The 18,325-nt window shown below is 64.5% G+C and carries 19 protein-coding genes and 1 pseudogene; 8 read left to right on the forward strand and 12 right to left on the reverse strand.

Annotated features, from left to right (window positions below):
* Positions 1-85: 85 nt before the first annotated feature.
* A complete protein-coding gene (gene cysK / locus MnOB_RS14580; protein ID WP_077524945.1) occupies positions 86-1,060 on the reverse strand; it encodes a cysteine synthase A in 975 nt (324 codons plus the stop codon).
* Between the two features lie 128 nt (positions 1,061-1,188).
* Here cysK and MnOB_RS14585 point away from each other — a divergent pair.
* The 5 genes and pseudogenes from MnOB_RS14585 to MnOB_RS14605 form a co-directional block, all read left to right on the forward strand.
* A pseudogene (locus MnOB_RS14585) lies at positions 1,189-2,265 on the forward strand (DUF748 domain-containing protein); the annotation flags it as partial.
* Positions 2,266-2,429: 164 nt separating this feature from the next.
* Positions 2,430-3,275, forward strand: a complete 846-nt coding sequence (locus MnOB_RS14590) for an AAA family ATPase (RefSeq protein WP_077524947.1) — start codon at positions 2,430-2,432, stop codon at positions 3,273-3,275.
* Between the two features lie 76 nt (positions 3,276-3,351).
* The gene (locus tag MnOB_RS14595; protein WP_077524948.1) at positions 3,352-3,747 is read left to right on the forward strand and encodes a GFA family protein; all 396 of its coding nucleotides are present in this window, start codon (positions 3,352-3,354) and stop codon (positions 3,745-3,747) included.
* A 31-nt stretch (positions 3,748-3,778) separates the two neighbouring features.
* Positions 3,779-4,957: a vWA domain-containing protein gene (locus MnOB_RS14600; RefSeq protein WP_077524949.1), complete on the forward strand. Its 1,179-nt coding sequence runs from the start codon at positions 3,779-3,781 to the stop codon at positions 4,955-4,957.
* Between the two features lie 80 nt (positions 4,958-5,037).
* Positions 5,038-5,532, forward strand: a complete 495-nt coding sequence (locus MnOB_RS14605; RefSeq protein WP_077524950.1) for a PaaI family thioesterase — start codon at positions 5,038-5,040, stop codon at positions 5,530-5,532.
* A gap of 259 nt (positions 5,533-5,791) precedes the next feature.
* Here MnOB_RS14605 and MnOB_RS14610 read toward each other — a convergent pair whose 3' ends face one another.
* The 4 genes from MnOB_RS14610 to MnOB_RS14625 form a co-directional block, all read right to left on the reverse strand.
* Positions 5,792-6,817: a sterol desaturase family protein gene (locus MnOB_RS14610; RefSeq protein WP_077524951.1), complete on the reverse strand. Its 1,026-nt coding sequence runs from the start codon at positions 6,815-6,817 to the stop codon at positions 5,792-5,794.
* 193 nt (positions 6,818-7,010) lie between these two features.
* Positions 7,011-7,535: a DUF2937 family protein gene (locus MnOB_RS14615; RefSeq protein WP_077524952.1), complete on the reverse strand. Its 525-nt coding sequence runs from the start codon at positions 7,533-7,535 to the stop codon at positions 7,011-7,013.
* Positions 7,536-7,551: 16 nt separating this feature from the next.
* Entirely contained in the window at positions 7,552-8,325 is a 774-nt protein-coding gene (locus MnOB_RS14620; RefSeq protein WP_077524953.1) for a class II glutamine amidotransferase, read from the reverse strand.
* A 127-nt stretch (positions 8,326-8,452) separates the two neighbouring features.
* Positions 8,453-8,932 carry an MFS transporter gene (locus MnOB_RS14625; RefSeq protein WP_077524954.1) on the reverse strand — a complete coding sequence of 160 codons (480 nt, stop codon included), beginning with the start codon at positions 8,930-8,932 and terminating at the stop codon, positions 8,453-8,455.
* A 95-nt stretch (positions 8,933-9,027) separates the two neighbouring features.
* Here MnOB_RS14625 and MnOB_RS14630 point away from each other — a divergent pair, with 95 nt between their 5' ends.
* Complete coding sequence (locus MnOB_RS14630) at positions 9,028-11,070, forward strand: S9 family peptidase (RefSeq protein ID WP_107504081.1); 2,043 nt, start codon at positions 9,028-9,030, stop codon at positions 11,068-11,070.
* Here MnOB_RS14630 and MnOB_RS14635 read toward each other — a convergent pair whose 3' ends face one another.
* Complete coding sequence (locus tag MnOB_RS14635; protein WP_077524956.1) at positions 11,071-11,397, reverse strand: hypothetical protein; 327 nt, start codon at positions 11,395-11,397, stop codon at positions 11,071-11,073.
* Between the two features lie 127 nt (positions 11,398-11,524).
* On the opposite strand from MnOB_RS14635, the gene MnOB_RS14640 reads away from it, so the two are divergent.
* A complete protein-coding gene (locus MnOB_RS14640; protein WP_107504082.1) occupies positions 11,525-11,896 on the forward strand; it encodes a YajD family HNH nuclease in 372 nt (123 codons plus the stop codon).
* 41 nt (positions 11,897-11,937) lie between these two features.
* On the forward strand, positions 11,938-12,633 hold the full coding sequence (locus tag MnOB_RS14645; protein ID WP_077524958.1) for a type 1 glutamine amidotransferase domain-containing protein: 696 nt from the start codon (positions 11,938-11,940) through the stop codon (positions 12,631-12,633).
* Positions 12,634-12,953: 320 nt separating this feature from the next.
* Here the strand turns inward: MnOB_RS14645 and MnOB_RS14650 are convergent, their stop codons facing one another.
* The 6 genes from MnOB_RS14650 to dapA all read right to left on the reverse strand — a co-directional run bounded on the left by MnOB_RS14650 (position 12,954) and on the right by dapA (position 18,209).
* Positions 12,954-14,177 carry a hypothetical protein gene (locus tag MnOB_RS14650; protein ID WP_077524959.1) on the reverse strand — a complete coding sequence of 408 codons (1,224 nt, stop codon included), beginning with the start codon at positions 14,175-14,177 and terminating at the stop codon, positions 12,954-12,956.
* A gap of 126 nt (positions 14,178-14,303) precedes the next feature.
* The gene (locus MnOB_RS14655; protein WP_077524960.1) at positions 14,304-14,753 is read right to left on the reverse strand and encodes a YcgN family cysteine cluster protein; all 450 of its coding nucleotides are present in this window, start codon (positions 14,751-14,753) and stop codon (positions 14,304-14,306) included.
* 94 nt (positions 14,754-14,847) lie between these two features.
* Positions 14,848-15,777: a D-2-hydroxyacid dehydrogenase gene (locus tag MnOB_RS14660; protein WP_077524961.1), complete on the reverse strand. Its 930-nt coding sequence runs from the start codon at positions 15,775-15,777 to the stop codon at positions 14,848-14,850.
* Positions 15,777-16,070: a YcgL domain-containing protein gene (locus MnOB_RS14665; RefSeq protein ID WP_077524962.1), complete on the reverse strand. Its 294-nt coding sequence runs from the start codon at positions 16,068-16,070 to the stop codon at positions 15,777-15,779. Before MnOB_RS14665 ends, MnOB_RS14660 begins: the two co-directional genes overlap by 1 nt.
* Before the next feature lie 47 nt (positions 16,071-16,117).
* Positions 16,118-17,245, reverse strand: coding sequence for a ribonuclease D (gene rnd / locus MnOB_RS14670; protein WP_077524963.1), 1,128 nt, complete (start codon positions 17,243-17,245; stop codon positions 16,118-16,120).
* A gap of 109 nt (positions 17,246-17,354) precedes the next feature.
* Complete coding sequence (gene dapA / locus MnOB_RS14675) at positions 17,355-18,209, reverse strand: 4-hydroxy-tetrahydrodipicolinate synthase (RefSeq protein ID WP_077524964.1); 855 nt, start codon at positions 18,207-18,209, stop codon at positions 17,355-17,357.
* Positions 18,210-18,325 lie beyond the last annotated feature (116 nt).

Consider the following 18,325-nt stretch of genomic DNA (forward strand, 5'->3'; position numbering starts at 1 on the left):
GGGCGGCGCTCCGTCAGAGCGTAGCGAAGCCCAACGATGCGAGGCCCACCGCCCGAACGTTGGGCCTCGCTGAGCTCGGGCCAACCTACTGTTGCAGTTCCTGTTCGGTGAACAGGCCATCGAACAGCATGCTGGACAGGTAGCGCTCGCCCGAGTCAGGCAGGATCACCACGATGGTCTTGCCCTGCATTTCCGGACGCTCCGCCATGCGCGCGGCCACCGCCATGGCGGCGCCGGAAGAGATACCGCACAGGATGCCTTCCTCGCGCATCAGGCGCAGGGCCACGGCCTTGGCATCGTCGTCGGTGCACTGTTCGACGCGGTCGACCATGGTCAGGTCGAGGTTCTTCGGCACAAATCCGGCACCGATGCCCTGGATTTTGTGCGGGCTCGGCTTCACTTCCTCGCCGGCCAGGGTCTGGCTGATGACCGGGGAATTCACCGGTTCCACGGCCACGGACATGATTGGCTTGCCGCAGGTCTGCTTGATGTAGCGCGACACGCCGGTGATGGTGCCGCCGGTACCCACGCCCGCCACCAGCACGTCCACGGCACCCTCGGTGTCATTCCAGACTTCCGGGCCGGTGGTCTTCTCGTGGATGGCCGGGTTGGCCGGGTTCTCGAACTGTTGCAGCAGCAGGTACTGCTCGGGGTTGGCGCTCGCCAGTTCGCTGGCCTTTTCGATAGCGCCCTTCATGCCCTTGGCCGGTTCGGTCAGCACCAGTTCGGCACCCAGGGCCTTGAGTACCTTGCGGCGCTCCAGGCTCATGGACGCCGGCATGGTGAGGATCAACTTGTAGCCACGCGCGGCGGCGACGAAGGCCAGGCCGATGCCGGTATTTCCGGAAGTGGGCTCCACCAGGGTCATGCCGGGCTTCAGGCGACCCGACGCTTCCGCATCCCAGATCATGCTGGCGCCAATGCGGCACTTCACCGAGTACGCGGGGTTGCGTCCCTCGATCTTCGCGAGAATGGTCACGCCTCGCGGCCCCAGGTGGTTGATGCGAACCAGCGGGGTGTTGCCGATGGCTTGCGAGTTATCTGCGTGGATACGGCTCATTGATCCTGTCCCTAGTGGTTGGGGTCGATTGAAAGCTGGGAAGCGTATGCCCGCTGGTCACGTCAGTCCAGCCGAACTCATGCCGAGCCGGCGCAGTCCACTGCAAAACAGGCTCCCCGGCGCAAGCCCCCATGAAACGACGCTTCAGCTTGACCCTTGGCGCGATCCTGGTCCTCCTGCTGGTGGTGGTCCATCTCGCCCTGCCCGTGCTGATCCGCAACTATCTCAACGACAGGCTCGCCTCCATGGGCGAGTACCACGGCCAGATTGCCGACGTCGACCTCGCCTGGTGGCGCGGCGCCTATCGCATCAATGGACTGTCCATCATCAAGGTTGGCGGCAAGGTGCCGGTGCCCTTCCTGGACGCACCGGGCGTAGACCTGGCGGTGAGCTGGCACTCGCTCTGGAATGACCATGCCGTGGTCGCCCAGGTGGTCTTCGAGGGGCCTGAGCTGAACTTCGTCGATGGCGGTGCCAACAAGGAAGAATCCCAGACCGGCGCCGGCACCGACTGGCGCGACCAGTTGAACAAACTGCTGCCCATCACCCTCAACGAAGTGCGAGTAGTGAATGGCCGCGTTTCCTTTCACAACTTCAAATCCAGGCCCAAGGTGGACATCGAAGCCACCGAGGTGAACGCCAGCATCTACAACCTGACCAACGTCACTGACAGCAAGGGCGAGCGTGTGGCGCGCCTGGAAGGCAAGGCGAAGGTCCTGGGGAATGCACCGCTGGAGGTCGAGGCGACCTTCGATCCGTTCAAGGACTTCAATGACTTCGAGTTGCGCCTGCGCGCCCGCAAGATCGACCTGCCGAAGCTCAATGACTTCTCCCGCGCCTACGGCAAGTTCGACTTCAAGGCTGGTACGGGCGACCTGGTTATCGAAGCACGAGCCGACAACGGTCTGCTCAGCGGCTATGTGAAGCCGTTGCTGCACAACGTCGATGTGTTCGACTGGCAACAGGACGTGGAAAACACCGACAAGGGCTTTTTCCGCTCGCTCTGGGAAGCCCTGGTGGGCGGCGGCGAAACGGTATTGAAGAACCAGCAGCGCGACCAGTTCGCCACTCGCGTGGAGCTGCGCGGAAATATTCATCGCCAGGACGTCAGCGCCATCCAGGCCTTCCTGGCCATCCTGCGCAACGCCTTCATCGAAGCCTTTACCGCCCGCTTCGAACTGGCCCCGCCCAAGCGGAACGACTAGCCCGCCATGACGATTGCGCCAATACAGACGAGTGACCGCCCATTCAGTGACTGAATGAATCGTCTGCGTTCACAGTCGACTCGTGCGCGCGTTATAGTCAGCCCTTTCCCAAATACTGAACCGTCCGGTACTCCAACCGGAGTCTCACGTCCGAGGATTCACTGATGAAGTTCGAAGGCACCCAGTCCTACGTCGCCACCGACGACCTCAAGCTCGCGGTGAACGCCGCCATCACCCTGCAGCGCCCGCTGCTGGTCAAGGGCGAACCGGGTACTGGCAAGACCATGCTGGCCGAACAACTGGCCGCCGCCTTCGGCGCCAAGCTGATCACCTGGCACATCAAGTCCACCACCAAGGCGCACCAGGGCCTGTACGAATACGACGCGGTGAGTCGCCTGCGCGATTCCCAGCTGGATTCCGACAAGGTCCACGACGTTCGCAACTACATCAAGAAAGGCAAGCTGTGGGAGGCGTTCGAGTCCGAGGAGCGCGTCATCCTGCTGATCGACGAAATCGACAAGGCCGACATCGAGTTCCCCAACGACCTGCTGCAAGAACTCGACAAGATGGAGTTCTACGTTTACGAGACCAACGAGACGATCAAGGCCAAGCAGCGCCCGATCATCATCATCACCTCGAACAACGAGAAGGAACTGCCGGACGCCTTCCTGCGCCGCTGCTTCTTCCACTACATCGCCTTCCCGGATCGCGACACCCTGCAGAAGATCGTCGACGTGCATTACCCGAACATCAGCAACTCGCTGGTGGCCGAGGCGCTGGACGTGTTCTTCGACGTGCGCAAGGTCCCGGGCCTGAAGAAGAAGCCCTCCACCTCCGAACTGGTGGACTGGCTGAAGCTGCTGATGGCCGACAACATCGGCGAAGCCGTGCTGCGCGAGCGTGACCCCACCAAGGCCATCCCGCCGCTGGCCGGTGCCCTGGTGAAGAACGAGCAGGACGTGCAACTGCTGGAGCGCCTGGCCTTCATGAGCCGCCGCGCCAGCCGCTGAATCCGGTATTCCCCCCTCTCCCACCGGGAGAGGGCCGGGGTGAGGGAAACCCGGCCGAACGCAGGAGGTTGAAGCCATGCACCACGGCAGTTGCCTGTGCGGCGCGGTGAAGTACGAGATCGACGCGCCCATCGAATCCGCCACCCACTGCCATTGCAGCCAGTGCCGCAAGGGCCACGGGGCGGCGTTCGCCAGCTACGGCAACGTGCGCCGGGCGAATTTCCGCTTCACCCAGGGGCTGGATCAAGTGGCCGAGTTCCACTCCTCCCCTGGTGTGACCCGGACCTTCTGCCGGCAGTGCGGCTCGAACCTGCAATGGTTCGCCGATCAGCCCCAGCCCAACTGGACATCAGTGGCCCTGGGTACGCTGGACTCGCCACTTGGCGAGATAGCGCAGAAGCACATTTACGTGGAATCGAAGGCCGACTGGTACGCCATCGCCGACGGCCTGCCCCAGGAGTCTCGCTCCTGAGGCCTTACCGATAAACAACGAGGGTGCAGCCATGCTGCTCAACCTGTTCAATGAAATGCGCGCAGCCAAGGTACCGGTCTCGGTCCGTGAGCTGCTGGACCTGATCAACGCGTTGAAGCACAACGTGGTGTTCGCCGACATGGACGAGTTCTACTTCCTCGCCCGCACGGTGCTGGTCAAGGACGAGCGCCATTTCGACAAGTTCGACCGTGCCTTCAGCGCCTACTTCAAGGGCCTGGAAAAGCTCGACGATTACCTCCAGGCGCTGATTCCCGAGGAATGGCTGCGCAAGGAGTTCGAGCGCATGCTGACCGACGAGGAAAAGGCACAGATCCAGACCCTGGGCGGCCTCGACAAGCTGATCGAAGAGTTCAAGAAGCGCCTGGAAGAACAGAAGGAACGCCACGCCGGCGGCAACAAGTGGATCGGCACCGGCGGCACCAGCCCCTTCGGCTCCGGCGGCTTCAACCCCGAAGGCATCCGCGTGGGCGATGCCGGCAAGCGTCAGGGCCGGGCCGTCAAGGTCTGGGACCAGCGCGAGTACAAGAACCTCGACGACCAGGTGGAACTCGGCACCCGCAACATCAAGGTCGCCCTGCGCCGCCTGCGCAAGTTCGCCCGTGAAGGCGCGGCGGAAGAGCTGGATCTGGAAGGCACCATCGACCACACCGCGAAGGATGCCGGCCTGCTCAACATCCAGATGCGCCCGGAACGTCGCAACACCGTGAAGCTGCTGCTCCTGCTGGATATCGGCGGCTCCATGGACGCCCACGTGAAGGTCTGCGAGGAACTCTTCTCCGCGTGCAAGACCGAGTTCAAGCACCTGGAGTACTTCTACTTCCACAACTTCGTCTACGAGTCGGTGTGGAAGAACAACCTGCGCCGTACCTCCGAGCGCACCGCCACCCTCGACCTGCTGCACAAGTACGGTCCGGACTACAAAGTGGTCTTCGTCGGCGATGCCGCCATGGCCCCCTACGAAATCACCCAGGCCGGCGGCAGCGTCGAACACTGGAACGAAGAACCGGGCTACGCCTGGATGAAACGCTTCATGGAGAAGTACAAGAAGCTCATCTGGATCAACCCCTACCCCAAGGACACCTGGAACTACACCTCCTCCACCAACATCGTCCGCGAGTTGATCAACGAGCAGATGTTCCCGCTGACCCTGCAGGGGTTGGAGGATGGGATGAAGTTCCTGTCGAAATGAGAACGGGCCCTGCGGGGCCCGTTCTGCTTTGTTGCCAAAGCCGCTAGGCTTGGCGCGTATTTCTTCGAGACGAGCCGATCATGCAAGACATCTCCCTGCAGGACATCGCCGCGCCGGACGGCGTCTGTTATGGCTGTGGCGGTCGCAACCATCACGGACTGCACATCAAGAGCCACTGGCACGAGGACGGCGTACACGTCGTGGCCGAACACGTGCCGGATGCCAAGTACTGCGGCTGGCCGGACCTGGTGTATGGCGGGCTGATCGCCATGCTGGTGGACTGCCACTCCAACTGGACCGCCATGGCCTACCACTACCGTGCAGAAGGCCGCGAGCCCGGCAGCCTGCCGCGTATCGAGTGCGTCACCGGCAACCTCGGAATCAAGTTCATCAAGCCGACGCCCATGGGCGTGCCGCTGCTGCTGCGTGCCCGGCTTGAGGGTGAACCGGGCCGCAAGACCCGGGTGATCTGCGAGGTCTACGCGGGAGAACTGCTGACCGCCGTCGGCGACTCCGTCTTCGTGCGGGTAGACACCGGGCAGTTGGCCGCGACGGCCCACGGCCGCGAGTCTTGAGCAGCGCGGGAACCTAACCGACCATCAGCCATAGGTACCGCTTGCAATCACTCCCCTCACGGATGAGAAACCTGCCATGTATATCGGAAAGCTCGCCAAGTTGACCGGCTGCACACCCAAGGCGATCCGCTTGTAGGAGGAACTGGCCGAGCGTTCCGTTCTTCTTCCCGCCGTATCGAACGGCGCTAGCGAAGCATCCCACGCTGGCCGAGCCGGCGAAGTTGGCTAAACGGGGCCAACGTCCAAGCGCCGGTTCGGCTCAGCCATTGCGCAGCGGAAATCGCTGCGGCTGTTTCACCCTGGCGAGCTTGCGCGCGGTATCCACGAATGGAGTGACGATCAGGCTGTAGATCGTCAGGTAGCGGTCGTGGTCCTTTTCCAGGGTGCCGAAGCGAAGGTCCTCCGGTCTGGAGCTGGTGACGTAGAGGGTGCCGAACATCCAGTCCCAGAGTGACAGGTTGGTGCCGAAATTCTTGTTGAAGTGCCTGGGGGCGTCGCTGTGGTGGATCTGGTGTTGAGCCGGGCTGTTCAGCACATGCTCGACCACAGGACCGAACGACAGCCAGACATGGCTGTGACGCAGATTCGCCGCCAGGGCATTGCAGATGAACACCAGGTAGGTGACGCCGAACAGGGTGTAGCGGCTGATCTCGCCGCCGCAGGTGTACCAGAAGGCGCCAACGTAGAGGCCGAGGACCACGCCGACGGCCAGCTTCTCGACGATCTTCTCAACGAAGTGGACCCGGCTCGCCGTCGCCGGCACCAGCACGGGCGCCGAGTGGTGGACCTTGTGGAAGGCCCAAAGCCAACGGGAATGGAAGGCCCGGTGAGCCCAGTAGTGGACGAAGTCCTTCACCAGGAATACGCCCAGCCCGAAGAGCAGGGATAGCCCGAGGTTCTCGCCCAGTTGCGGGCGAGCGCCCCAGAGGTTGGTAAAGAAGGCGATGTAGTCCCCGGAACGGAGTATGAGCGGGTCGACCAGACCGACTATGGGCAATACCAGGGTGACCTTGAGGATGGCGCGGACGAAGTAGTAGCGGTAGTCGAGCAGCGCCGAGCGGTGGAAGTACACCCGGCGACCGCCGATGAACTGCCAGAAGGAACTCGCCTCGGTAAGGCCACGATGCTTCCTGAAGCGGAACAGTGCGTAGGCGATACCGTAGGAAATACCGAGGAACAGCACGCCGAAGCGGCCATTCAGATCGAAGATGCCGGCGAACTGGTCGCTGACCGGCCCGATCACCCACTCGGACAGGCGCTCATGGAGGTGCAAGAGAACATCCATGAATGGCTGGCCTCAATCGAAGGGACGGGCATATTAAATCAAGATAGGAATCAACTACGAATCCGCCTTGTTCGCATTGCGTCCAGGCGACCGCCGGCATGCGTCAGCCGATGCAGCGTCGACCCGGCTGCATGCTGTCCAGTGAGCGAATTCATTCGTGATTGAAATCGCCCCACAGACCGGTGTGCCGGACTCAGAGCCTGTGTCGCTGCTGCACCTTGCGGCTGCGGCCGAGCCCAGCGGCGGCGCCAATGAGCAGGAGAATGCTTTCCACCACCCAGGCCAACAGCAACCCGGCGCCCAGGCCCCATGCAATGGCTTCAGGCTTGAGCAGGAGCTGGTAGCTGTAGGCTGCGAGGGTTTCCTGGCGCAGTTCGGGGTTGGCAGTGGCCAGGACGTGCCAGGCGCGCTGGTACCAGGGCCCTTGCAGGGCCTGCCATTCCCGTTGCATCAGCTCATTGCGGGCGACCAGATGGGCAATGCTGTCGGCGTCGCTGCGCATCACCGGGTCGTCGCTGGCGCGGTAGTGAGCTACCAGCGCCACCAGGTCGCCCTGGAAGAAGCGCTGGGCAGTCTCGCGGAAGCCCTTGAGCCCCTGCTCCGCTTCCAGCCGATGGGCGTCGACGCGCTGGGCGTAGTCCTCGATGAAACCCGGCACCTGCACACCGATCAGCAGCCCGAGGGTGAAGAGGACCAGGCGCAGGTAGCTTCGCAACATTCCCTGTTTCTCCGTATCAGGTCCGGCCCTGGGTGACGATCTCGCCACGGCGCCAGAGTATCCACTCGCCCGGCTGGTAGATGTTCCAGGTTTCGTTGTCGGTCAGGGGTTCGGTGGCGATCACCGTGACCACGTCGTTGGGCGTGGTTTCGGCCTGGAAGTCCACGGTGAGGTCGGCGTCTTTCAGGCGTGCCGGGCCGAAGGGCGCGCGGCGGGTGATGTGGGCGAGCTTGGTGGAACAGAAGCTGAACAGCCAGTCGCCGTCGCTGAGCAGGCAGTTGAACACGCCTTTCTGGCGATACTCGAAGCAAGCCTGGATCAGCACCGGCAGGAGGATTTCCGCCATCACCGGTTCGGGGAAGGCACCGCGCACGCGGTTCAGCAGATCGCAGAAGGCAGCTTCGCTGTCGGTATCCCCTACCGCGCAGTAGAAGCCCTTCGGCGGCTCGAAGCCCGTCAGTTGGCCGTTATGCGCAAAGCACCAGTTGCGCCCCCAGAGCTCACGCACGAAGGGATGGGTGTTGGACAGGCAGACCTTGCCGACATTGGCCTGGCGGATGTGGCCGATCACGGTTTCGCTCTTGATCGGGTAGCGCTGCACCAGGCGCGCCACTTCGGACTCGACGCTCGCCGACGGCTCCTGGAACAGACGCAGGCCACGCCCCTCATAGAATCCTATGCCCCAGCCGTCGCGGTGCGGCCCGGTGCCGCCGCCACGCTGCATCAGGCCGGTGAAGCTGAAAACGATATCGGTGGGGACGTTGGCGCTCATGCCGAGCAATTCGCACATGGTTCAGGACTCTGGCGTCAGGCGTTCTGGGGGGGAAGACTTTCCGGGCCGGGAAGTCGATCAGGGCGTTCCGGGCCGGGGTGGCCCATGCTGAACGCCCCATGGCCGGGCTGCAAGGCCCAGCGAGTCAGAGGCGGGGTTCGATGCGCAGGCGGCGGTCGCCGTTCTGGTCGAAGCGAGTGTCTGCTTCAGGTCGGCTATCGCGCATCACCTCACGCAGGGTCGGCTCGTCGGCGGCCTGCTGGGCACCTTCACGCTCGGCGCGGCGGGCATTGAGCTTCTTCTCGATGGGCCAGCGGATACCGGCGTACACCAGGTACAGCGCCAGGGCGATGATGCTGTACATGGTCAGGTCGAGGGTCGCCTTCCAGGCGTTGTTGCCCACCTTGAAGACCACGTCCAGCGCGGTGATGGCCACGGCCGGGGCGAACAGGTCCTTCGCCGGGTCGACGATGGTCGGCGTCAGCAGCAGCACTGCTACCAGCACCCGCAGCGGCTCGCGCAGCCAGCGCCACATCCAGCCGGTAAGGTGCCACCAGACCAGCAGACAGCCGAGCGCGGCAACTCCGTAGGCGGCCCAGGCGAGCAGGTAGTCGTTTTCAGTCATTGGCGTCCGTGGCAAGGCTGGCAAAAGGGCGCTTATGATAAACGCTTTTCGCGGTTCCGGCGCTCCTGCCGTCGCCGCACCGCCTGCCCTCGAGAGTGCCCATGTCCCAAGCCCCCATCGCCCGTATCGAACCTGGTGACGACCCCTACCGCTGGCTGGAGGAGCGCGACGCGCCCGACGTGCTCGCCCACCTCGAAGCAGAGAACGCCTGGCTCGAAACGGGGCTTGCCGAACAGAAAGCGCTGCGCGAGACACTGTTCCAGGAGATCAAGGCCCGTATCCGCGAGACCGACCTGTCGTTGCCGGTGCCCTGGGGGCCCTGGCTCTACTATCAGCGCACTACGGCGGGCGACGAATACCCGCGCCACTATCGCTGCCCGCGCCCGGCGGACGGTTCGCTGACCCTGGACGCCGACGCCGAGGAATTGCTGCTGGACCCGAACCTGCTCGCGGACGGCGGGTTCCTCTCCATTGGGGCCTTCAGCGTCAGCCCGGACCATTCGCGTCTGGCCTACAGCCTGGATACCAGCGGCGACGAGACCTACCAGTTGTTCGTCAAGGACCTGGGCACGGGAGAAATCATCGCCCTGCCCTTCGAGCAATGCGACGGCAGCATGACCTGGGCCAACGACAGCGACACGCTGTTCTTTGGCGAACTGGATGAAACCCACCGGCCGCATCGCCTGCACCGCCACCGCCTGGGCGAAGCCGGCGCCGAGCTGGTCTTCGAAGAGGCCGATGGCCGCTTCTTCCTTCACTGCTATCGCGCCAGCTCCGAGCGCCAGTTGATCCTGCTGCTGAACAGCAAGACCACCAGCGAAACCTGGGTGCTGGATGCCAATACCCCGCAAGGTGCCTGGACCTGCCTCGCGCCCCGCGAAGAGGATCACGAGTACTACGCGGACCACGGCAAGCTCGACGGCCAGTGGACCTGGCTGGTCCGCAGCAACCAGACCGGCATCAACTTCGCCCTGTACAAGGCGACGGAAGCCGCGCCGGCCCGTTCCCACTGGCAGGAACTGATCGCCCATGACGAGGCGCGCATGCTGGAAGGCGTCAGCCTGAATGCCGGCGGCTTCACTCTCAGCCTGCGCGAAGGCGGCCTGCCATTGATCCAGGTGCACCCCGACGGCGCCGCGCCCTACCCGCTGCAATTGCCGGACGCCGCCTACAGCCTGTATGTGCAGGACACCCTGGAATTCGACAGCCCGGTGATTCGCCTGCGCTACGAGGCCCTGAACCGCCCAGCCCAGGTCCGCCAGCTGGACCTGGCCACTGGCGCGCAGGTCGTGCTCAAGGAAACCCCAGTGGAGGGCCCCTTCGATCCTGACGCCTACCTCAGTCAGCGCCTCTGGGCCACGGCAGCGGACGGCACGCGCATCCCCATCAGCCTGGTGGCCCGCCGCGACACCCTGGGCAAGCCCGCCCCGCTCTACCTCTATGGTTACGGCGCCTACGGCGAAAGCCTCGACCCCTGGTTCTCCCACGCGCGTCTCAGCCTGCTGGAACGCGGCTTCGTCTTCGCCATCGCCCATGTGCGCGGCGGCGGCGAGCTCGGCGAGGCCTGGTACCGCGCCGGCAAGCTGGAGCACAAGGCCAATACCTTCCACGATTTCATCGCCTGCGCCGAGCACCTGATCGCCGAGGGCTACACCAGCCCGGCGCAACTGGCCGTCAGCGGTGGCAGCGCCGGCGGCCTGCTGATCGGCGCCGTGCTCAACCTGCGCGCCGACCTGTTCGGCGCCGCCATCGCCGAGGTGCCCTTTGTCGACGTCCTCAACACCATGCAGAACCCCGACCTGCCGCTGACGGTGACCGAATACGATGAATGGGGCGACCCGCACGAGCCCGAGGTCTACGCGCGCATCAAGGGTTACGCGCCCTACGAAAACGTCCGCGCCCAGGCCTATCCGGCGATGCTGGTGGTGGCGGGATACAACGACAGCCGCGTGCAGTATTGGGAAGCGGCCAAATGGGTCGCCCGCCTGCGGGCGATGAAGACCGACGGCAACCCGCTGCTGCTGAAGACCGACCTCGGTGCCGGCCATGGTGGCATGAGCGGCCGCTACCAGGCGTTGCGCGACGTGGCCCTGGAATATGCCTTCCTGCTCAAGGTGCTGGGTCTGCTCCCGCAGTAATCAGGGATTACCGGTACCGGTGCCGAGCCCCCTGGAGTTGCGTTCCAATTGCTGCTCCAGTGCGGGAATCGACTGGTCACGCTGCTCCAGGGACTCGCGCAGACGCTGTTCCTGGTCCGGGCGCCTCATCATCTGTGGATTGCCGCTCTGCGGCGAGGGGCTGGTAATCGCGCGCGGCACCACCTGGGGATAAGGCTGCGGACTAGCGGTGCCGGGTGCGCCTGCCGGTGCCTGCAAGGGCGCACGCAACAGCGGTGGGTTCTGTGCCGCTGCCGTGCTGGCTGTCAGGGCCAGAGCCAGCAGAAATGCAACGCGGGAATGGATCATGGTGTCAGCCTCCTGCTCATCACACTGACCAGTCTAATCCCCGCACGCCGGGGTGATCCCCCATGCGACGGGATGCCGGCGATCGATCTTGCCCGGAACTAGACTTTCAGAGACGCAGCCACGGGAGTTGACGATGACTACGCCTCCTTCAACGAGCAAGCTGGACAAGCTGCTTGCCGACGAACGCAAGCGGCGCGAACACAGCTACCGGGAGCAGGCACTGAAACTGTTCCCTTGGGTATGCGGCCGCTGCGGCCGCGAATTCAGTGGCAAGCGCCTGTCCGAACTTACGGTGCACCACCGCGATCACAACCATGACAACAACCCGCCGGATGGTTCGAACTGGGAGCTACTCTGCCTCTACTGCCATGACAACGAGCATGCCCGCTATACCGACCAGCAGTGGCACAGCGAAGAACAACCCGGCGCGCGGCAGGGGCCGCGTACCACCTATAAGGCATTCGCCGACATTGGCGACCTGTTGAAGCGCGAGGAATAGCCCGTCGGGCCGTTCGAAACCGAGTCCACAAGGAGATCACGATGAAGATCCTGATGGTACTGACCTCCCACGACCAGTTGGGTAACACCGGCAAGAAGACCGGCTTCTGGTTGGAGGAGTTCGCCGCGCCCTACTTCGCATTTCGCGACGCAGGCGCCGAAGTGATACTCGCCTCGCCCAGGGGCGGGCAGCCGCCACTGGACCCGAAAAGCGACGACCCGGAAGCCCAGACCGAATCAACCCATCGTTTCCGCGAGGACGACGAAGCACGCCGCGCCCTGGCCAATACCCACATGCTCGCCGGCCTGGTGCCGGGCGACTACGACGCCCTCTTCTACCCCGGCGGCCATGGCCCGATGTGGGACCTGGTGGACGACCTGCATTCCATCGTGCTGGTCGAAAGCTTCTACGCCGCCGGCAAACCGGTGGGCGCCGTGTGCCACGCCCCCGCCGTGCTCCTCAATGCCAAGGCGCCGGACGGCGCGCCGCTGGTGCAGGGCAATGCGGTAACCGGCTTCGCCAACTCCGAGGAAACCGCCGTGGGCCTGGCCGAGGTGGTGCCCTTCCTGCTGGAGGACGTACTGAAGGAAAAAGGCGCCCAGTACTCCAAGGTGGCCGACTGGCAGCCCCATGTGGTCACCGACGGCAACCTGATCACCGGGCAGAACCCGGCATCGTCCGAGCCGACTGCGGCGGCAATGCTGGAGCTGCTGAGCGGGCGGCGGGGGGAGATGTAGGCAGATTGTCTGACGACGGCGAATAGATCCTTGTAGGGGCGAATTCATTCGCCAAGGGTTGCGCAGCAGCCCCCCTTTTGAGCGCCGAGGGCAGACCTGCGGCCTGCTTGGCGAATGAATTCGCCCCTACAGGAAAAGCGATGACCCGGAATTTGTAGGGTGGGCTTCAGCCCACCTTTGAGGGCCCGACCACGAAGCGTTGGGTTTCGCTTCGCTCTACCGCAACCTACGGAGATGCAGCAACTGTAGGAGCCAGCTTGCTAGCGAAAAGGCGCCATTCTCTGGCAAGCCAGCTCCTACGGGCAAAGGCAAAGCGGCAATCAACGCAACAACTTGGTATCCAGCACGTCCGACGCGCCGCCCATGATGTTTTCGCTGATCTCGATGAAGTCCTTGGTGCTGGCCTTGTCCAGGCGCATCAGCCCTCGGGCGACGTCGTCCATGGAGCGCTGGCCATCGGTGCGCAGACGGATTTCCTTGTCCAGGTCCTGAAGCAGCAGCACGGCGCGTGCGGTGACCGGGCCGCTGGCGTGCTCGCCGCGCAGGCTGTCCACTTTCTTGCTCCACTGGCGCAATTGCTTGCGGATGGCTTCGTAGCGGTCGTCGCCCAGGCCGCCGGCGCGGCGCATCAGTTCGATGGCGTAGTACTCGGCCACGCCTTCGCTGATCCAGTCGCTGCGGTCGGTATCGCTGATGCGGCTGAGCACATGCACCAGCTCATGCACCAGCGAACTGGTGCCGTTCTCGCTCACCAGGGGACGCGCGGAGTGCATGAAGAACGAGTTGGGCGCCGACAGGCCGCCGCGCCACATGGGGTCGTTGGCGCCGACGATCAGCAGCTTGCCCGGCTCGCGGGGGAAGACTTCCTGGGCGTGGGGCCAGACGAAGGTCAGCATCGTCAGGATGTCCATCCGCCGCATGTCCTCGCCCACCGGAGCACTCACGGTGACGTCGGTATTGCCCAGCGTGGCGCGGCGACTGCCCAGCTTTCCGGCGAGGATCCAGCCGGTGGGACGGTCGAGCATGCGTTCGGGGTTGTCGATGCGGAAACGGTTCTTGCCGATGCGCGGCCAGCCGGTTTCCACGGCTTCCCAGCCCTTTGGCAGCTCGAATTGCAGGCGCGCCACCAGGTCGATGCCGTCCGCCAGGTCCAGGCGTGCAGCCGGCACCAGGTCGTCGCCGCGCAGCAGCGCCCAGTCGGGGGTCATGCGGGCATCGAAACGGCCGTCGCCACGGGGATGGCTGACGCGCACCTTGTAGCTCAGGCTGGCCTTACCCTTGCCGGGTATCCAGGTGCCATGGCCCGGGTCTTCCTGAGTCCAGTCACCGCTGGCCTTGAAGTCGCTGTAATAGCCCTTGTCCCCCAGGTCGAAACGCAGGCCGCGCACACCGTCGCCTTTCTCCAGCACCAGGCTGACTTCGGCCTGGTCGCTCTCGGGCAGGAAGCGCACCTGATAGTCGAGATCGACCTTCTTGGCGGCCCACAGCGGGGTGCTCAGGGTCAGCAGGACGGTGGACAGCAGCAGCTGGGAACGGGCGGACATCGAGGATGGCTTCCTTGGTAGGTGTGACGGTCAGTCCCTGAGACTCGAAAGGTGGCGGTTTGATCCGTGACCGGCCCTGTAGCGCGTTGAAAATCGTCAGCGACGCGGCCAGCTTCCAACCGCCTGCTAGCCGGCGCGGAAAATCAGGTAGTCCTCCCAATCATCCTCCGCCACGCTGCTTTCGCTCAGCATGCGACCGGATTGGGAGATCCCCGCCTTGTGCACCGCCTCGGGGTCATTGCAGATCAGGTGGTGCCAGGGCGGCAGGTCCTTGCCTTCGGCCACCAGCCGATATCCACAGGTAGGCGGCAGCCAGCGGAACTCGTCGGCCTGGGCCGGGGTGAGCTGGATGCAGTCGGCCACGAACTTCCGACGATTAGCGTAGTCGGTGCAGCGGCAGGTATTGAGGTCCAGCAGCTTGCAGGCAATGCGCGTGTAATAGACGCTGCCGTCGTCCTCGTCTTCGAGCTTCTGCAGGCAGCACAGGCCACAGCCATCGCAGAGGGATTCCCACTCTTCCTGATCGAGCTGTTCGAGGGTCTTGCGCTTCCAGAAGGGTTCGACTTTGGCGGCCATGGTGTGCGAGGGGGTTGGTTCGGGGGGCGGATATTCTAGTCGCGTCCAGGGTGTCGGCCAAGCATAGCTGACCGCTGGTTACGGCACGGCGAACTCAATAGCCGCGCTCGAAGTTGACGTTCCCGCGCAAGGGCGCGCCCGAGCGATGACGGGCGAGATTGTCGACGAACAGGCGGGCCATGGCGCTGGGCAGCGTCGGCGCCGAGCTGTGGCCGGTCACCAGCAGGTTGGGCGCGCTCCAGAACGGGTGCCAGGCCGGCAAGGGTTCTTCACGGCAAACGTCGATCACTGCCCCGGCCAGTTGGCCGGCCTGCAGCGCCGTCACCAGGTCATGGTCGACGACCGCCACGCCACGTCCGGCGTTGATGAACAGCGCAGTCGGCTGCATGCAGGCGAAGATTCCGGCGTCGTAGATGTCGCGGGTAGCCGGCGTGTCGGGCAGCAGGTTCACCACGCAATCGGCCCAGGCCACCTGCTCGGCCAGCGCCTCCATGCCGGAGACTCGCTCGAAAGGCTCCATCGGGCGGGGCTCGCGGGCGATGCCATGCAACTCCACACCGAAGGGCTCGAGGAAACCGGCAACGCTCTGGCCGATGTCGCCCGCACCGACGATCAGCACCCGCTTGCCGTCCAGGCTACGTGGCAGGCGGTTGTCCCAGCGTTTCTCGCTCTGGGCCGCAACCCGCGAGAAGATCTGCCGCTGATGCGCCAGGAGGTAGGTCAGCACGTACTCGGCCATGACCTGGCCGAAGATGCCGACGGCGCGGGTGAGCCGATAGTCCTTGGGCAGGTCGGCGGCCAGCAACGGCGTGATTCCCGCCCAAGTGGATTGCATCCACTCCGGCTTGCAGCCCTTGCGCAGCAATTGCGCCATCACATCGGGCTCACCCAGCCACACTGTGCACTCGTGTGCGGCGTCCAGCAGGCGCTCCACCTCGCTGCCGCCGTGGAGCTGCAACCCGGACTCGGTGCGCAGCAGGTCGGCGTAGAGGGCGAACTCGGATTCGGCGATGAGGATTTTCATCAGATGGGGTCGTTCATCCGCAGCAGTTCTTCCGGCAGATGCTCGATGTACTCATCCTGGGCCGGGGGCATCTGCAGGTGATAGCCCTGCTTCTCGATGTTTTCCAGCACTTTGCCGATATCTTCGCGGGCAAGCTGGCGCTCAGGGGTGAGCACCAGGTCGAAGGCATGCTGGGGGGCGCCAAAGGCGGCGAGCAGACCTTCAGGCACGCGGCTCAGGGCTTCGCGCTTGTCGACATAGAGGTACATCTCGTTCTTGCGCGGGCTTTTGTAGATGGAGCAGATACGTTTCATGGTCGGGCTCGTGGGGCAAGCCGTGCGCGGCGGCACGGCGGAAAGGTTCATTGGCCGGCGGTGGCCAGGGCATCCAGCAGGGCCTGGCCCATCAGCTCTCGGCGCCAGCCGCGCAGACCTTCGGGCAGGGTGTAGGGGCCGTCGGGGAAGCCGCTTTTCAGCAGCGCTTCCAGATATTTCTTGCGCAGCATGAGTTCCGGCGCCATGCCCAGGCGCTCGGCTTCGGCCTGGCCGATGGCACGCAGCATTTTCAACGTCGCCGAAGCCTCCGGCGGCAAGGGTTCGGGCAGCGCCTCGGGCCACTGGGCAGGCGGCGTCTCGGCGGCCTCGCGGATCAGCTTGAGCAGGGTATTGCCGTCCTGGCGCACGGTGCGCGGGTGCATGTCGTCGATGCGCGCCAGTGCCACGAGGTTGTCCGGCTGGAAGCGCGCCAGGGGCCAGAGGCTGTGTTCGCGCAGGATGCGGTTGCGCGGCTGGTCGCGCAGGCGTGCTTCGATCTCGCGCCAGGCGCAGAGCTCGCGCAGCACGGCAAGCTGGGCGCGGGAGAGCTTCCAGGCCAGCTTGGCCTCGCGATAGAGCTCTTCAGGAAGGATTTCACGGCGCAGGTTGGCCACCAGCTCGGCACCATCTTCCAGCACCCAGGCACGCTTGGGCTCGGTCAGGCGCGGCTCCAGGGCTGCATAGAGTTCGGCCAGGTGCTGCACGTCCTCGGCGGCATAGCGCACCTGCATGTCGGTGAGCGGGCGCTGCAGCCAGTCGGAGCGGGTTTCGTCCTTGGGCAGGTCGATGCCGAGCACCGCCTGCACCAGGCGCGAATAGCCCATGGAATAGCCGATGCCGAGGTAGCCGGCGGCCAGTTGGGTATCCAGCAGGGGCTGCGGCATGGCGCCGGTCAGGCGCAGGAAGACCTCCAGGTCCTCGCTGCAGGCGTGCAGCACCTTGAGCACAGCCTGATCTTCCAGCAGTTCGGCGAAGGGCGACCAGTCCCCGATCAGCAGCGGGTCGATGAGGTACGCCCGCTCGCTGTCACCGACCTGCACCAGGCCGGCCTTGGGATAGAAGGTGTCGACCCGCATGAACTCGGTGTCCAGGGCCACGAAGGGCAGGCGCCGCCACTCGGCGCAGTGTTTGGCCAGCGAAGCGTCGTCGCGAATCCAGATAATGTCGATGGCCACAGGGCTCTCCTTGAATCAGTGGCGCGCAGTATATATCGCGCCGGGTCCTCGCTTCGCGCCTTGCATCGCCCCCGCCCCCGCAGCCAATCTGCGCGGGGCGGGCCAGCGCCTAGGCCAGCTCGGTATCGAGGCGTTGGCGCAGGGCCTCGGAACTGCGTTGCATGGGCAGTCGCAACTCGTCTTTGATCAATCCTTGAAGCGCCAGCAGGCTTTTCACCGGGGCCGGATTGGGCTCGGCGAAGGCCAGGCGAATCAGCGGCTGCAGTTTCTGGAAGATCACGCGCGCGGCTTCAAGTTCACCGTTGCCGATACATTCGGCCATGCGCACGAACTGTTGCGGGTAGATATGCGCCGACGCGCAGATCGCGCCACGACCACCCATGCACAGGGTGGTGAAGACCTGTCCGTCTTCGCCCGTCAGGACATCCAGTGCGCCATCGGCGATCAGCGCCTGGGTGGTTTCCGGGTTGCCGCCGCAGTCCTTGATAGCCACCACGCGCGGATGGCGGGCGAGCTGGCGCAGGGTCGCCAGTTCCAGGCGCACGCCGGTGCGATAGGGAATGTCATAGAGGATCACCGGCACCGTCGAGGCATCGGCGATGGCCCCGAACCAGGCCAGCAGGCCGTCCTGGGATGGACGGATGTAATAAGGCGCCGGCACCAGCACACCGGCGATGGGCCGGCGCTGCACCTCGCGCTGGAAAGCCAGCAGCTCGGCCAGGTTGTTGCCCGCCAGCCCCATCACCAGGCGGTCGCCCGGCACCTCGTCCAGCAGCGCGTCCAGCACGGCCAACTGCTCGTCCTTGGACAACGCCGCGGCCTCTCCCGTGGTGCCACAGGCCACCAGGCCGGCGACGCCTTCGTCCAGAAGGTGCCGAGCCAGGCGGCGCAAGGCTGGGAAGTCGATGGCGCCGTCGTTGAAGGGGGTTACCAGGGCAACCCAGATTCCGGAAAACACAGGCATTGCAGATCTCCATTGGCTGACCGTCAGAGTCACCGTCGGAGGGATGCAGGGAGGGAATTCGAGGGAGGATCGACCTACTTCGCGCCTTCTGTCCTGTCAGCCCATCTGACGGGACA

Origin of the sequence: Metapseudomonas resinovorans (assembly GCF_002003485.1) — a bacterium.
In the GTDB taxonomy this organism is placed as follows: Bacteria; Pseudomonadota; Gammaproteobacteria; order Pseudomonadales; family Pseudomonadaceae; genus Metapseudomonas; species Metapseudomonas resinovorans_D.